Annotated in this window: 13 protein-coding genes; 3 read left to right on the forward strand and 10 right to left on the reverse strand. The window is 67.7% G+C overall.

What is annotated here, in order from left to right; all coding sequences use genetic code 11:
- Positions 1–21: 21 nt before the first annotated feature.
- The 4 genes from ETR14_RS21515 to ETR14_RS29370 form a co-directional block, all read right to left on the reverse strand.
- The gene (locus ETR14_RS21515) at positions 22–390 is read right to left on the reverse strand and encodes an endonuclease domain-containing protein (protein WP_371416716.1); all 369 of its coding nucleotides are present in this window, start codon (positions 388–390) and stop codon (positions 22–24) included.
- Positions 391–454: 64 nt separating this feature from the next.
- A complete protein-coding gene (locus ETR14_RS21520; RefSeq protein ID WP_243455628.1) occupies positions 455–2,728 on the reverse strand; it encodes an ATP-dependent helicase in 2,274 nt (757 codons plus the stop codon).
- A 73-nt stretch (positions 2,729–2,801) separates the two neighbouring features.
- Positions 2,802–3,326, reverse strand: coding sequence for a 16S rRNA (guanine(966)-N(2))-methyltransferase RsmD (gene rsmD, locus ETR14_RS21525; protein ID WP_129388752.1), 525 nt, complete (start codon positions 3,324–3,326; stop codon positions 2,802–2,804).
- Between the two features lie 145 nt (positions 3,327–3,471).
- Positions 3,472–4,395 carry a pseudouridine synthase gene (locus ETR14_RS29370; RefSeq protein WP_243455629.1) on the reverse strand — a complete coding sequence of 308 codons (924 nt, stop codon included), beginning with the start codon at positions 4,393–4,395 and terminating at the stop codon, positions 3,472–3,474.
- 787 nt (positions 4,396–5,182) lie between these two features.
- Between ETR14_RS29370 and ETR14_RS21535 the strand changes: the two genes are divergently transcribed.
- On the forward strand, positions 5,183–5,569 hold the full coding sequence (locus ETR14_RS21535) for a response regulator (protein WP_371416717.1): 387 nt from the start codon (positions 5,183–5,185) through the stop codon (positions 5,567–5,569).
- 10 nt (positions 5,570–5,579) lie between these two features.
- Here the strand turns inward: ETR14_RS21535 and ETR14_RS21540 are convergent, their stop codons facing one another.
- The gene (locus tag ETR14_RS21540) at positions 5,580–6,716 is read right to left on the reverse strand and encodes an aromatic ring-hydroxylating dioxygenase subunit alpha (protein WP_129388761.1); all 1,137 of its coding nucleotides are present in this window, start codon (positions 6,714–6,716) and stop codon (positions 5,580–5,582) included.
- 96 nt (positions 6,717–6,812) lie between these two features.
- On the opposite strand from ETR14_RS21540, the gene ETR14_RS21545 reads away from it, so the two are divergent.
- Both ETR14_RS21545 and ETR14_RS21550 read left to right on the forward strand, forming a co-directional pair.
- Positions 6,813–8,192 carry an MFS transporter gene (locus ETR14_RS21545; protein WP_129388764.1) on the forward strand — a complete coding sequence of 460 codons (1,380 nt, stop codon included), beginning with the start codon at positions 6,813–6,815 and terminating at the stop codon, positions 8,190–8,192.
- Between the two features lie 22 nt (positions 8,193–8,214).
- The gene (locus ETR14_RS21550; protein WP_129388767.1) at positions 8,215–8,967 is read left to right on the forward strand and encodes a tetratricopeptide repeat protein; all 753 of its coding nucleotides are present in this window, start codon (positions 8,215–8,217) and stop codon (positions 8,965–8,967) included.
- Here ETR14_RS21550 and ETR14_RS21555 read toward each other — a convergent pair.
- The 5 genes from ETR14_RS21555 to ETR14_RS21575 form a co-directional block, all read right to left on the reverse strand.
- Positions 8,964–10,292: a folylpolyglutamate synthase/dihydrofolate synthase family protein gene (locus tag ETR14_RS21555; RefSeq protein WP_129388770.1), complete on the reverse strand. Its 1,329-nt coding sequence runs from the start codon at positions 10,290–10,292 to the stop codon at positions 8,964–8,966. The two genes, ETR14_RS21550 and ETR14_RS21555, sit on opposite strands and share 4 nt — an antisense overlap.
- Before the next feature lie 133 nt (positions 10,293–10,425).
- Positions 10,426–11,277, reverse strand: a complete 852-nt coding sequence (accD, locus tag ETR14_RS21560; RefSeq protein WP_129388773.1) for an acetyl-CoA carboxylase, carboxyltransferase subunit beta — start codon at positions 11,275–11,277, stop codon at positions 10,426–10,428.
- A gap of 138 nt (positions 11,278–11,415) precedes the next feature.
- The gene (gene pyrF, locus ETR14_RS21565) at positions 11,416–12,090 is read right to left on the reverse strand and encodes an orotidine-5'-phosphate decarboxylase (RefSeq protein ID WP_129388775.1); all 675 of its coding nucleotides are present in this window, start codon (positions 12,088–12,090) and stop codon (positions 11,416–11,418) included.
- Positions 12,087–12,434: a hypothetical protein gene (locus ETR14_RS21570; protein ID WP_129388778.1), complete on the reverse strand. Its 348-nt coding sequence runs from the start codon at positions 12,432–12,434 to the stop codon at positions 12,087–12,089. Before ETR14_RS21570 ends, pyrF begins: the two co-directional genes overlap by 4 nt.
- 89 nt (positions 12,435–12,523) lie before the next feature.
- Positions 12,524–14,812: a patatin-like protein gene (locus tag ETR14_RS21575; protein ID WP_129388781.1), complete on the reverse strand. Its 2,289-nt coding sequence runs from the start codon at positions 14,810–14,812 to the stop codon at positions 12,524–12,526.
- Between the last annotated feature and the right edge of the window lie 111 nt (positions 14,813–14,923).

Genomic DNA, 14,923 nt, shown 5'->3' on the forward strand with positions numbered 1-14,923 from the left:
AGGACTTCCCCCCTCTCCCCTTCAGGGGAGAGGGTCGGGGAGAGGGGGAGTCCCAAGTGCTTCGCCGATCGCGAGAAGGACACCTTCAAGGTTGCTCATGACGTCGGAATTAAGGAACCGAACCACGCGGTAGCCGCGTTCCTCGAGCGTGCTTGTCCTGCTTGCGTCGTAGGCGCGGCTCTCCGCGTGCGTGTCACCGTCGACTTCAATCACCAGCATGAGTGGCCGGCGGCATGCGAAGTCAAAGATGTATCTGTCGATCACGACCTGCCGACGGAATTTCGCGCCGGCGAAACGCTTAGCCCGCAATGCGAGCCAAAGCGCCTGCTCCGGCGAGGTCATTTCGCGGCGCATCTTCTTCGCATATTCGATGAGGTTGTGGTCGCGCACGAACTCTCCCCCTCTCCCAACCCTCTCCCCTGAAGGGGAGAGGGCTTTCAGCCGTCCCCTTACCTCATGCCAGATCGACGAAGCTGTCCAGCACCCGCTTGCGTCCGGCATGTTCGAAGTCGATCTCGAGCTTGTTGCCTTCGATCTCGGCAACCTTGCCGTAGCCGAACTTGCTGTGGAAGACCCGCTGGCCGAGGCTGATGTCGTCGCGGCCCTTGTTGCCGAGCGAGACGGCGCTCGCCTTGACCTCGACGATGCGGGGCGGGTTGCGGTCGAAGCCGCCGGTGACGGCGCGGCGCCAGCCGGGGCCGCGGCTGTTGCCGCGGGCGACGTCGGCGAACGGATCGGCGCGTTCCGACCAGTTCGCTCGCCACAGGCTTTCGCCGCCGGACATGCTGCTTTCCTGCTCGATATTTGCGGCGGGAAGCTCCGCGACGAAGCGGGATGGGATGGACGAGGTCCACTGACCGTAGATGCGACGGTTGGCCGCGTGAAAGATGAAGCATTTGTGCCGCGCGCGGGTGATCGCGACATAAGCCAGGCGGCGTTCCTCCTCGAGCGCGCTGTTGCCGCCCTCGTCGAGCGAACGCTGCGACGGGAACACGCCTTCCTCCCAGCCGGCAAGGAAGACGGTGCCGAATTCCAGGCCCTTGGCCGCGTGGATGGTCATGATCGTGACCTTCTCCGCATCGCGCTCGGCGTCATTCTCCATGACCAGGCTGACATGTTCGAGGAAGGCGCCGAGCGTCTCATATTCCTCCATCGCCCGGGTGAGCTCGGCAAGGTTCTCGAGCCTGCCCGCGCTCTCGGCCGAGCGATCGGCCTGAAGCATCGCCGTGTAGCCGCTCTCGTCGAGGACCAGGCGGGCGAGCTCGCCGTGCGGAAGCTCGCTTAGCTTGCTCCGCCAGCGCGCGAAATCGCCGACGAAATTGCCGAGCGCCCGGCGCGCCTGCGGCGTGAGCTCGTCGGTGTCTAGCATCTGCGCGGCGGCGCCGAGCAATGGCAGGCCGGAGGCGCGCGCGACGGCATGGATCTTCTGCACCGCCTTGTCGCCAAGGCCGCGCTTGGGCGTGTTGACGATCCGCTCGAAGGCTAGGTCGTCGGCGGGCTGGGCGATGATCCGGAGATAGGCCAGGGCATCGCGGATTTCGGCGCGTTCGTAGAAGCGGAAGCCGCCGACGATCCGGTAGGGCAGGCCGATCGCGATGAAGCGATCCTCGAATTCGCGAGTCTGGAACTGGGCCCGAACCAGGATCGCAGTGTCGGCAATGTGGCCGCCGCGGCGTTGCAGCGCCTCGATCTCCTCGCCGATCCGCCGCGCTTCCTCAGGACCGTCCCAGACGCCGACGACCTGGACCTTCTCGCCCTCGTCATGCTCGGTCCAAAGGGTCTTGCCGAGACGCCCGCCATTGTTTGCGATCAGGCCGGACGCGGCGGCGAGGATGTTCGGGGTGGATCGGTAATTCTGCTCGAGACGGATGATCTTGGCGCCCGGGAAGTCCTTCTCGAAGCGCAGGATGTTGGCAATCTCGGCACCGCGCCACGAGTAGATCGACTGATCGTCGTCGCCGACGCAGCAGATGTTCTTGCGCTCCTGGGCGAGCAATCGAAGCCAGAGATATTGGGACTGGTTGGTGTCCTGATATTCGTCGACCATGATATACTTGAAGCGCTGCTGATAAAGCTCCAGCACTTCGCGGTTGGTCTTGAGGATGGTCAGCATGTGCAGCAGGAGATCGCCGAAATCGCAGGCGTTGAGCGTCTTCAGCCGCTCCTGATAGCGTGCATAAAGCTCGGCGCCCTTGCCGTTGGCATAGGTCTCGCTCTCGCCGGCGTCGACCTGGGCTGGGATCCAGCCCCGGTTCTTCCAGCGGTCGATGCAGCCGGCGAGCAGCCGCGCCGGCCAGCGTTTCTCGTCGATGTCGGCGGCGGCGATCAGCTGCTTGAGCAGCCGCAGCTGATCATCCGTGTCGAGGATGGTGAAGTTCGCCTGCAGCCCGACCAGCTCGGCATGACGGCGCAGCATCTTGGCGGCCACCGAGTGAAAGGTGCCGAGCCAGGGCATGCCCTCGACCGCGTCTCCGACGATGCGCCCGACCCGCTCCTTCATCTCGCGCGCGGCCTTGTTGGTGAAGGTGACCGCCAGGATCTCGGACGGCCAGGCACGACGGGTGGCGATCAGGTGGGCCAGCCGTGCGGTCAGCGCCGCCGTCTTGCCGGTGCCGGCGCCGGCGAGGACCAGCACCGGCCCTTCGCTGGTCAGCACGGCGTCGCGCTGCGGTTCGTTGAGGCCGCGGAGGTAACCGGGCTCGTGGGCGGTGGCGATGCTTTGGGTCACGCCTGAACAGGTAGGGAACATGGGCCCGCGCGGCAAGCGCGATGCACCGATCTCCCTTGCCGCTCGGGCTGATTCAGGGCGTGCGACGAAGCAGGCTTATCTTCGCCTTTCCGTAGACGCGCTCGACCTCCTTTTCGAAGCCTTCCATCTCGACGGTCTCGTCGCGCGCGGTTTCGATGCTCGCGAAGCCGCCGGGCGCCACCGGAAGGTTGGCCAGCGCGGTGAGTGCGAGACCGCTGCCATAAGGCGGATCGAGGAAGACGAGGTCGAGCGGCTGGACGAGGCGGATTCGCTCCGCTGCGCCTGCGCGGATGTCGCCATCGCCGCCGAGCGCGTCGAGATTGGCGCGAATCGCATCAAGGGCCGCGCGATCATTGTCGACGAACACGCAATGGGCCGCGCCGCGTGACAGCGCTTCGAGGCCGAGTGCGCCGGAGCCGGCGAAGATGTCGGCAACCTGCAGCCCCTCGAAGCTGCCGACGCGGCTGGCGAGCATCGAGAACAAGGCCTCGCGTGCCCGATCGGAGGTTGGACGGGTCGCCTGTCCTTTGGGCGCAGCGATCGCCCGTCCGCGCCATTTGCCGGCGATGATGCGCATCAGATCCTCCCCGGAACGGGGAGGGGGACCGCCGGCACAGCCGGGGGTGGAGGGGGGTCTCCACTCGCACGGCGCTGCAACCAGCCCCCTCCACCGCACTGCGTGCGGTTCCCCTCCCCGGAACGGGGAGGATCACAGCTTCCGCTCACTTCAATTCCTTCCGGAACTGGACGAGTTCGTGCTGCCGAACCTCCTCGACGCCGCCGGCGGGCAGGTCCTGGAGGTGAAAGGGACCGTAGCGAACCCGGATCAGGCGAGAGACCTGGAGGCCGAGATATTCGAGGACTCGACGGACCTCGCGATTCTTGCCTTCGGTCAGCGTCATTTCGATCCAGGCGTTGCGACCGGTTCGGCGCTCCAGATTCGCATCGATCGATCCGTAGCGTATGCCCTCGATCTCCACCCCGGTGATCAGATCCTCGAGCTGGCTCTGGCTGATCTCTCCGAAAGCACGAGCACGGTAGGTGCGCGGGATCTTGGACGATGGCAATTCGAGCTGGCGCTTCAACTCGCCGTCGGTGGTGAGCAGCAGCAGACCCTCGGTGTTGAGATCGAGCCGTCCGACCGGAACCACCCGCGGCAGCTCGCGCGGTAGGCGGTCGTAGATGGTCGGACGCCCGGCCGGATCGCGCTCGGTGGTGAGCAGACCGGTCGGTTTGTGGTACCGGAACAGGCGCGCAGCAACCGGCGCGCGTACCGGGTTGCCGTCGACGGTGACGCCCTGGAGGCTGCTGAGGATCGTCGCCGGAGTCTCTACCGCGACTCCGCCGATCGCGACCCGGCCTTCCTCGATCATCCGTTCGATCTCGCGACGCGAGGCGACCCCGGCGCGGGCGAGCAGCTTGGCGATACGCTGCGGCGCGCTCTTGATCGCCGCCGGCTCGGCAGCGACCGGCTCCACCGAGGCTCGCCGCGCCGGTGCCAGTCGTCCCTCGCCGCGCGACCGGGTTTCGCGAGGTGCGACCGCGGCCGGGCCACGCTCCCGGGTTCGCTCACCGCGGGAGCGCGACTCCGCCCGTACGTTCGGCCTGCCGGTGCCGTATACGGCTGCCGATCCGTCGGCACGCACCCGGCGGCTCTTGGCGGGCGGCGCAGCATCGCTCGCGCCGCGCTCGGCGCGCTCGGCGCGTCCCGCAGGCTTGGCTTCGGCCGGCCCGCGTCGGCCTCGGACGGGAGCGGATCGCTCTTCCGGCCTGTCTCCGCGCGGCGTGCGTGCGCCTGGCCGGGCGCGTTCGCCTTCGCTGCCGCGACGCACGGCGGAACGATCTGCGCGTCCACCACCCTCGGCCCGCGAGGCACGAGCTTCGCGCTCGCCCTCGGCGCCGCGACGCGGGTCGGCATGATCACCCCGCACGCCGCGCCGTGCCGGTCGCGAATCGGCAGGATCGCGTGCGCTTTCGGAACGGGGTGCACGGTCGGCTCGCACCGCTCCGCTCCGCTTCCCAGCGGCCCGGTCGGGGCGATCACGGGACGGCGATTCCTGCCGCTGACGGTCGGGCCGGGCCTGCTCGTCGCTTTTGGGTCTGGCCGCCCGATCGGACGACGCCGCGCGTTTCGGGAGGGCGATTCTGCCGATCGGGCGCTCGGCCGCACCAGCCGCATCGCGGGGTCTGCCACGGGCTGCGGCGCCGCGGCGCGGGGGTTTGGGGCTCTTGGGTCCGGAGGGGCGGCGGGGCGGTTGCAGGGGAGGTCTCCACGTTGAAGCCGGATAGGCGGAAAATCGCGCCAGATCGACGATTTGGCTGCGGCACCGGCAGCCTCTTCGCTCGTTACGCACCTACACCGATCAACGGAGGGCGACTGCGCATATAATGCTGTTCGGCAAACGCGAAAGAGCTATCCGGCGGATCCTGATCGTGGAGGACGAGCCTCTGATCGCATTCGACAACGAATATCTGCTGACGGATGCGGGCTACGAGGTGATCGCGACGGTCGACAGTCTTGCCGAGGCGGTGCGCGTGCTCGCCGAGGAAGCGATCGATCTCGTTCTGTCCGACATCAAGCTGCGCGGCGACGGCGACGGCATGGACGTCGCTCGCGCCGCCGCGGCCAAGAACGTGCCGGTGCTGTTCGTCACCGGCAATTGCCCCGTCGAGGCACACAGCCTCGGGATCGGCTGCCTGGCCAAGCCCTATACGGACAAGATTTTGAAGAACGCCCTCGCCGCGCTCGACAGGAAATTGCAGGGCGGCGAGGTGAAGAGGGTCCCGGCCGGGCTCAGCCTCTATCAGCATCCGGTCTGAAACGAACGGCTTAGGCGAGCGCTTTCTCGATCTCGTCGTGGAAAAGCCGGATCCCGGTCTCGAGCGTGCCGAGCGTCACAAGCTCGATCGATCCCGAGGCGAGCCCCTGCTGGCCGAGCGCCGCCGCCCGAAAATCTTCGCCGCCGAACACGCCTTGGTCGAGCAAGGTCCAGCTCTTCGCCCAATGTGCTTCTTCCTCGGGCGAGGCGGGCGGAGTGGGGATCAGCATGAAATCCTCGACCAGGGTGCGGTCGACCGCCTGCGGCATCAGCACCATCAGGTTCACGTAATCGGGGCTGACCACCACCACAGTTCCGGGGAAGAGCTGGTAGGCGAAGGTGATCCTGCTCCTCAGCGAAGGCCAGTCCTCCGGATCGATCGCCGCGAGATGTTCGGCGCGGCCGACGGCTGAGCGCTGGTGGCGGCCGATCGCATCGCCCGCAGTGACTCCGTCGGCAAAGAACTTGCCGATCGTCGGCGCATGCAGGCGCTGAACATGATAGCCTTCCAGAAAGGCGTCCATGATCAGCTTCCAGTTCGCGGCGACGTCGTGGACATTGCGACGATAGAGATGATGGTCGGCAAGCCCGAAGGCGTCGAATTCGGGGGCGAGCGCCCGCGCATCGCCGAACTCCGCCGCATCGCGGGCGAACCAGATCAGCCCGCCGGCTTCGACCGAGGGCAGCTCGCGCAGCCCGAAGCCGTCCTTGTCGAGGCCCGGAAAGCTGTCGCCGCGCGGCACCCCGGCGAGCCTTCCATCCAGAGCATAGGCCCAGGCATGGTAGGGGCAGACGAGCCGGGGCGCGCATTGCGGCTCCGCGCCTTCCACCAGCCGCGTGCCGCGGTGGCGACAGACATTGTAGAAGACATGGACGGTGCCGTCCCGATCACGGGTGAGCAGCAGCGGGATGCCGAATCCGTCGTGCGGCACTGCGATGTTGGCGCGGGGCAGCAACGCCGAGGGCGCGATCACTTGCGGCATCCGGGCAAAGATATCCGCCGCTTCGGCCGCGTAGCGCCCGGCATCGGTGTAGACGGAGGCGGGGATCGTGGTGATCCGATCGCCATGCATGCTTTCGCCGCGTGCAACCACCTCGGCAAGCGCGATCTGGCCCGATGTCGGGCGACGGCTGCTCTGCATGTCCATGTCCCCGAGACTGCGTCCGCGCTGCGCGGAAGGCAAGCCCGTGCGAGCCGGGACGAAATGGCTAGGCGGCCGGCGATCCTTCGTTAAAAAGGCGCCATGAACGATATAGCAGGCTCTGCCACCGCGGGTCGCGGTGGATTTCGTGCAACCATGGCGCCCTATGTGCGGCCGCGTCCGATCGCAGCCCTCTTGCTCGGCATTTCGAGCGGGTTCCCGCTTGCCCTGTTGCTCGGAACGATGACCTTCTGGCTGACCAAGGTCGGCATCGACAAGAAGACAATCGGCTTCGCCGTGGGCCTCACCACGCCATACACGCTCAAGTTCCTGTGGGCGCCGTTCATCGATCGGGTCAAGCTGCCTTTGCTCACCGGTCTGTTCGGGCAGCGACGCGCATGGCTGTTCTTCATCCAGGCCCTGCTGTTCGGATCGGTGTGGATGCTTGGCGCGAGCGATCCGGCGAATCATCTCGGCGCCTTTGCCTTCTGGGCGATCGCAACCTCGTTCCTCGGCGCGACCCAGGACATCGTCGTCGATGCCTATCGTATCGAGATCCTGTCCGACGAGGAATTGCCGCACGGCACCGCCAACAATCAGTTCGGCTATCGGCTGGGCGCGTTCATCGCCGGCGTCGGCACCATCGCGATGGCCTCGCCCGAGGGATGGAATCTCGGTTGGGCCCAGGCTTATGGCTTTACCGGCCTTTGTGTCCTGCCGGGGGCGCTCGCGGCGTTGTGGGCCGGGCCGGGCCTCCACGATCGGGTGCTCGCCACCGAGCCGCGGCAGAGCTTCGGACTGTGGCTCGAAACCACAATCGTCGGGCCCTTCCGCGAATTCTTCCGCCGCCGCGGCGCGGTGCTGATCCTGCTGTTCGTGCTGATCTACAAGCTCGGCGACGCGATGGGGCAGATCATGCTCAACCCGATGATCGTCGAACTCGGCTTCAGCGATACCGAGTTCATCGTCATCAACAAGGGCGTCGGCTTCTGGGGATTGATCGTCGGTACGGGCCTCGCGGCGCCATTCATGGCGTGGCTCGGCATGGGGCGCGCTCTGTTCATCTCGGGCCTGCTGATGATGTTCAGCAATCTGGTGTTCGCGATCCTGGCCATGCAGGGGCATTCGAACTTCTGGCTGACCACGGCAGTCGTCACCGAGCAGGTGACCAGCGGCATGGGCCTCACCGTCTTCGTCACCTATCTGTCAGGCCTCTCCAATCTCGCCTACACGGCGACCCAGTTCGCCTTGCTCTCGTCCTTCGCAGCGGTTGGCCGCACCTGGCTGTCCTCGCCGGCCGGGATCGCCGCGGAGAAGCTCGGTTGGCCCGGCTTCTGGATGATGACGATGGTGGTGGCGCTTCCCGGCATGATCCTGCTGTGGGCATTGTGGCGGAAGGGGTTCGTCGTCGAGACCGTGCGCCAGCCCAAGAGCGAGGCGGAGGACGCGGCACCGCCGCCGGGCGAGGTCAAGCCGGCCTGAACGGCGTCTTGGGGGGATATTCATGCATCTGATCGGCCTGTCGCTGCTGCTGCAGATCGCGTGCGCGGTGCATTGCGTGCGCAACCATCGCAATTCCATGTGGCTGATGGTAATCCTGTTCTTCTCGGTGCTCGGTTGCCTCGCTTACGCCTGGTTCGAGATCCTGCCCGCATATGCCGGCCGGCGCGAGGTGCGGGCGGTCAAGGCGGCGGCGAGCCGGAAGCTCGATCCGGAACGCGACATCCGCAATGCCCGCGAGGCGCTGGAGACGGCCGACACCGCAGCGAACAGGATCGCGCTCGGCGATGCTCTGGCGGACGCGGGCGCGTGGGACGATGCGATCGTCCACTATAACCAGGCCTTGGCCAAGAGTGCCGGCGGCAATGACCGGGCGACCAAGGTCAAGCTGGCCCGCGCCGAACTCGAAACCGGGCAGGCCACGGGCGCCCGGGAGTTGCTCGAAAGCCTCGCGCCGTCGGGATCGCCGAGCGAGAATGACCGCACCGCCTTGCTGCTGGCGCGCAGCCTCGACGATCTCGGCGAGAGCGAGGCCGCCTTGGCGCTCTACCGGGACGTCGGCGAACGCCTCGCGGGCGCCGAGGCGCAGTGTCGGGAAGCCGCCTTGCTCATCCGCCTAGACCGCCACGCCGAGGCCGTACCGGTGCTCGAGGAAGCGGAACGGCGCGCCAAGCGCATCGACCGCTTCGAGCGCAGCCGCGACGCCGAAATGTATGATTGGGCCGCTCGCACGCTCGCCGAGCTGCGCAGCGCCTAGATTGGCGGCTGCTCGTTGCGGCGCAGGATGTCGCCGGCGAGATAGAGCGACCCCATGATCAGCACGATCGGCGGCTGGCTGCGATCGGCATGGCGGCCGATCCAGCCGAGCGCCTTCTCGACGTCGCTTGCCGCCACCGCGCTGATGCCTGCGCCCCGCGCCGCCTGGACGAGGTCGGCAGGCGCGTGATGCTCGTGCCCCGGCACCGGGATGGCGTGGAGCGTCATCGCGCGGTTGCCGAACGGCTTCAGCACCCCCGCCGCGTCCTTGTTGGACAAGAGCCCGAAGACGACGTGGAACGGGCGATCGCTTGGCACGTGGCCGCGGAAGAAATCGGCGATCGCGCGGGCCGCCGCCGGATTATGGCCGCCGTCGAGCCAGAGCTCGGCGCCCCTGGGCAGCAGGGCGTGGAGCGGACCGTCCTCGAGCCGCTGCAGCCGCGCCGGCCAGTCGGCCCAGCCCATCGCGGCGCGCAGGGCGGAATCGCGGATCGGGACAGCCTGCTGGTGACGGAGCATGGCGATCGCAAGCCCGGCATTGGCAGCCTGATGGGCGCCGGCCAGACGGGGCAGGGGAAGGTCGAGTTTGCCGCCTTCGTCGCGATAATGGAGGCGCTGGCGGTAGCTTGCCGCGTCCCACACGCTGCCGCGAGGCAGCCATGGGGCGCCCGCCTGCTTGGCTGCGGCGTCGATCCGCGCGGCGAGGGGCTCGGGATAGTTGAGCGTGACCAGTGGCACGCCGGGCTTGGCGATGCCGGCTTTCTCGGCCGCGATGTCTTCGATCCGGTTGCCTAGAAACGCCTGATGGTCGAGGCCGAGCTGGGCTATCCCGCAAACAGCCGGCGCGGGCACGACGTTGGTCGCGTCGAGCCGGCCGCCGAGCCCGACCTCGACGATGCACGCGTCGGCCGGCGTTCTGGCGAAGGCGAGAAAGGCGGCCGCCGTCGTCACTTCGAAGAAGCTGGCGCCGATGTCGGCTCCGGCGTCGAGCACCTCTTCCAGCAATATGGCGAGGAGGGCATCCTCCATCAACGAGCCCGAGATCCGGATGCGCTCGTTGAAGCGGACGAGATGCGGGCTGGTGTAGACGTGAGCACTGAGCCCCGCCGCTTCGATCGCCGCCCTCAGGAAGGCGCAGGTTGAGCCTTTGCCGTTGGTGCCGGCGACGTGAAAGACCGGCGGCAGGTCGCGCTCCGGGTTGCCGACCCGGGCGAGCAGCGCCGAGATGCGTTCGAGCCCGAGAATGTCTGCTCCGGGGGAGAGCGTCGCGAGCCGGTCGAGCTGGCGCTGGACCGCCGGATCGTCCGAAACGGCACGATCGGCCATTACGGCCTCTTCTCCCTCTCCCCTTCAGGGGAGAGGACCGGGGAGAGGGGGAGTCGGAAGTCGCAGGTTCGGCGGATTGGTACCCGGCTCTGCCCCGCCCCCGACCCGTCCCCTGAAGGGGAGGGGAGGGTTCTCACGCCGCCTGTCTTTCCGGGACGAGATAGTCGATCAGGCGGGCGAGGGTGGCCTTCAGCTCCTTGCGGTGAACGACCATGTCGATCATGCCGTGCGCCAGCAGATATTCGGCGCGCTGGAAGCCCTCGGGCAGCTTCTCGCGAATGGTCGATTCGATCACCCGCTGCCCCGCAAATCCGATCAGTGCGCCGGGCTCGGCGATCTGGACGTCGCCGAGCATTGCGTAGGACGCGGTGACGCCGCCGGTGGTCGGATCGGTGAGCACGACGATGTAGGGCAGACCGGCTTCGCGCAGCTCGGCGATCGCAACCGTCGTCTTGGGCATCTGCATCAGCGACAAGATGCCTTCCTGCATGCGGGCGCCGCCGGCGGCGGTGAAGATGATGTAGGGCGCATGGTCGCGGATGGCGGCGCGCACGCCTTCGACGAAGGCGGCACCGACGGCGAGGCCCATCGATCCGCCCATGAACGCGAAATCCTGGACGCCGATGACGGCGCGCTTGCCGTCGACGGTGCCGCGGCCATTCTGCAGCGCGTCGCTTTCGCCGGTCGCCTGCCGGGCCGCCTTGATTCGATCCTGATAGCGTTTGGAATCGCGAAACTTGAGCGGATCCTCCCGGACCTGCGGCGAGGGCAGCACGCTATAGCCGGGATCGAACAGGCGGTCGAAGCGTGCCTTGGGCCCGATCCGGCCGTGATGATCGCAGCGCGGACAGACCGAATCATTGTCCTCCCACTCCTTGGTGAACACCATCGCGTTGCACTGCCGGCACTTGTGCCAGAGATTGTCGGGCGTTTCCCGCTTGGGCAGGAACGGAATGCTGTTGCGGACTCGGTTCAGCCAGCTCATGTCGAATGTCTCCTGAGAGCCTCGGATCGACGGCGCGGCGCGCGCGCCGGGTCGACCGGACTCGGGCTCCTTGATCGAACGTCGGATAGGGGCAGGAAGGGAGTCTTGTCTACCGTGCGCCGGAGCCGGGCCGCCGGCTCAGAGCGTCGCCTCGATCGCGCGGGCGGCGACGTCAGGGTCCTGCGCCTGGGTGATCGGCCGGCCGATGACGAGGATGCTGGCGCCGGCGTCGAGCGCCGCGCGCGGCGTCATCACCCGTTTCTGGTCGCCCGCATGGGCCGCAGCGGGGCGAACGCCCGGCACCACGAAAAACCCGTCGGGCCAAGCCTTGCGCGCGGCGGCGACTTCGTTGCCGGAGCAGACCACGCCGTCGAGACCTGCTTCCCGAGCAAGGGCGGACAGGCGCTCGACCTGCGCATGCGGATCGGCCGAGATGCCGACTGCTTCGAGATCGCTGCCGTCAAGGCTGGTCAGCACCGTCACCGCGACGACCTTGGTCCCTTGAGGCGCCGCCGCCTTGGCATCCTCCAGCATCGCGCGGCCGCCGGCGGCGTGCACGGTCAGGATTGCCGGATCGAGCGGCCGCAGCGCCTGCACCGCCTTCGCGACCGTATTGGGAATGTCGTGCAATTTCAGATCGAGGAAGATCGGCAGGCCGAGGTCGGCAATCTCGCGGACGCCCTGCCGGCCGTTGGCGCAGAAGAATTCCAGGCCGAGCTTCAAGCCTCCGACATGGTTGCGCACACGGGCGGCGATCGCCTTGGCGCGGTCGAGATCGGGCGTGTCGATGGCGACGTAGATCGGGCTCTTCATGGCGTCGGCCACACCTTGCTGTCGGTGGCGAGGCGCTGCTCGCCATTGTCCACCGCAACGGGGGCCGCCGGCGAGGGCGCGGGGGCGCCGATCGACGCAGCGGTCATCGCGGCGTTGCGCTCGTGGGGCTCCAGCCGGCGACGCAGCGCCCAGATGCGGGCGCGGTAGAACAGCATCGTCGGCAGCAGGCCGAGCAGCAGGAAACCGAGCATCAGCACCGGCAGCTTCACGTCCGCGACCAGGCCGCCCCACAGACGAAGTTCGACGTTCAGCCAATTGGCCTTGGCGAACAGGACGGCGATCACCGCCAGAACCACCCAGAACAGGGTCTTGAGGAATTGCATCCGTTCCAGCGCCTCCCGTGCGCGTCCCGCCCTGCTTATGGCGGCTGGCGGCGGCGTGCAACCTCATGCTCGGCACCGCTTGGGCAGGGTCAGCCGATCTCCTCGTCCAGCGCCTCGAACAAGGTGGCGATCGCAGTGAGGCGCGGACGTTCCTCGGCCATGATCGCTCTGAAGGCGTCGCGCTTCAACGCGGCGACGGTTCCGGGCGGCAGGTGCACGCCGTCGGGCAGCGTGGAGACGACGATCTCGATCAGCCGGTCGGCGCCGTGCAGCCGCCCCCAAAGATAGTCGTTCTCGCGATAGGCCCGGCTGAAGAAGGCGCCGAAGCTGTTGAACTGAATGCCTTTGAGGGTCGCCGCGGCACCGCCGGAGCGAATGGCCCCGGCGTCGTCGGGCGAGATACGATCGACCTTGATCGGATCGAACTCGTCGAGGCCCTCACCCTGCAGCAGGGGCAGAGTGGCAATGTCGTAGAAGGGAAAGCCAAGATAGGCGAGAATCAGCGCCCGCCGTTCGGACTTCGGGAACAGGCCGAGCACCTCGGTAAGCTCCGCATCCGCCGCATCGTCGATCCCCTTGAGGCCGAGCTTCGCCGCCAGCGCGGCGAGCATATCCTCGGTTGCCGCCTCGACATCGGGGAAGCTCGCGCCCTCCACCGCGGCCGCGGCGGCGGTGTAGCGGCCGATCAGGCGGTATACGGTCTCGCGGGCACGCTCGATCGCTTCGCGCGGCGAACCCTCGCGTGCGCCCGCCTCGCCGAGTTGCCGGGCGAGGAAGCGAAGACGGCGTACGCGGAAGGACAGATCGAAATTGCGGAAGAACAGGATCACGTCTTCGCGGGCACCAAGGGCGGTGATCGCCTCGGCCGCGTTGAGGCCGTGGGCGCGGACCCATGTCCAGAGCGCCTGCCGGATCTGTTCGCGCCGCACGCGGTCCCCGGCATCGCCGAGCAGCAGAGCGGCGACCTCTTCCACCACCGTGCTGAGCTTGAGGTGGCCGTAGGCGGCATAGGCATAGCCCGCCTCCCGCGACGCGACGGTCTGCGCCTTGGCCCGCCAGCCCGCGAGGCGCTTGGCGGAGGGACGCAGCAGCAGCAGGGTTGCCCCGAACGCCCGCTCGATCGCTGCTTCGACTTGCGGCCGCATGGCCGCGACGATCCGTTGCTGGCGTCGAATTCGCGCCGAACGTCCTTCAATGGCTTCGAGATTGTCGCGGATCGGCTGTTCGCGCGGAATGTCGGAGAGCGCTCCGAACAGGGTGGCGAAGAAACCGGGCGGATCGCTGTCACCGTTGGCGCCGAGCCGGACGGCGCGGGTGCCCGGCTTCGGATCGATGTAGACGAAGCGGCGGTCCACCTCGCGCCGGGCGGGACGGTTGCGCAGCGCGCGCATCGCCGGACGGAAGGGCGCATTAGCGAGCACCGAACCGTCGATCAGGACCGCCGCCTCGACTTCGCCGATTGCCGCGTGGCGCGGCAAGGCGCGGTCGAGAAAGCGGTCGCGGCCCGGCCAAGGCCGGCCGCGGGCGTCCAGCACCGCGTCGAGCTCGCCGACCTTGAACGGCGGGAACGCGCCGGGAAAGCTTGCCGTCGCCCGCGCCGCGAAGGCGAGCTCCGCTGCGTCGCCGAGATGTCGCCGCTGGCCGCCGGGATCGGAGAAAGCGAGGGTCAGGCGATGCTCGCGCTCGACCACCTCGGCCGGCGAATGCAGCCGCAGCCGCTCGGGATAACCGTGGAAGTCGGTGACGGTGACGAACAGATCGAGCGGCTGGTGGTCGGGGAGCAGGGGCGGCCCGGCCGGTGCCGCCGCCATTGCGTCGAACGCGTCGAGCAGAAGCGCGGTAAAGCCGGCGCCGCCGAACGGAGGGGCGAACCAGCGGGCGCGGACGAAGTTGGCGAGCTTTGTGCGGACTTCCTCGCGATGCTCCGGCTCCACCGTCTTCTCGACGTTGCCGCCGCGGCGTGCGGACAGCGCCCAGGCGAACGGCACCGCCGCCGCTTTGGCGATGCGCGAGACGGTGCTGACTTCGGGATCGAGTAGCCGGTCGACGTCTGCCGTCTCCAGCCAGAGGTCCGTCAGCGGATCCAGCGAACGGCCGCTGCTGATCGCTTCGGCGAGGAAGACCGCGTTGATCCCGCCTGCGCTCGCGCCGGCGAGAATGTCGACGAGCACATGAAGTTCGATCTCGCACTCGGCCGCGATCGTTTCGAGCAGACGTCGATAGACCTCCTCGCTACCGCGCGTGGACGGTTCGCCAGCGTGCAGCGCGCGGCTGGCACGGGCGAGCCGCCAGACTTCCTTGGTGATGCCGTGCATGTAAACGGCGAGGCTGATTCCGCCGTAACAGATCAGCGCCAGCCGCAATTCCTTCTCAAGCATCGGCGAAGCGTGGCAGGCATGCGATGAGTTGTCGAGGACGAGCGGAACCGCATCCGTTCATCCCGGAATCGGTTCACGTCGCCGTAACGACCGAGACTCGTTTAGAAACGC

This window comes from Sphingosinicella sp. BN140058, assembly GCF_004135585.1.
Lineage (GTDB): Bacteria > Pseudomonadota > Alphaproteobacteria > Sphingomonadales > Sphingomonadaceae > Allosphingosinicella.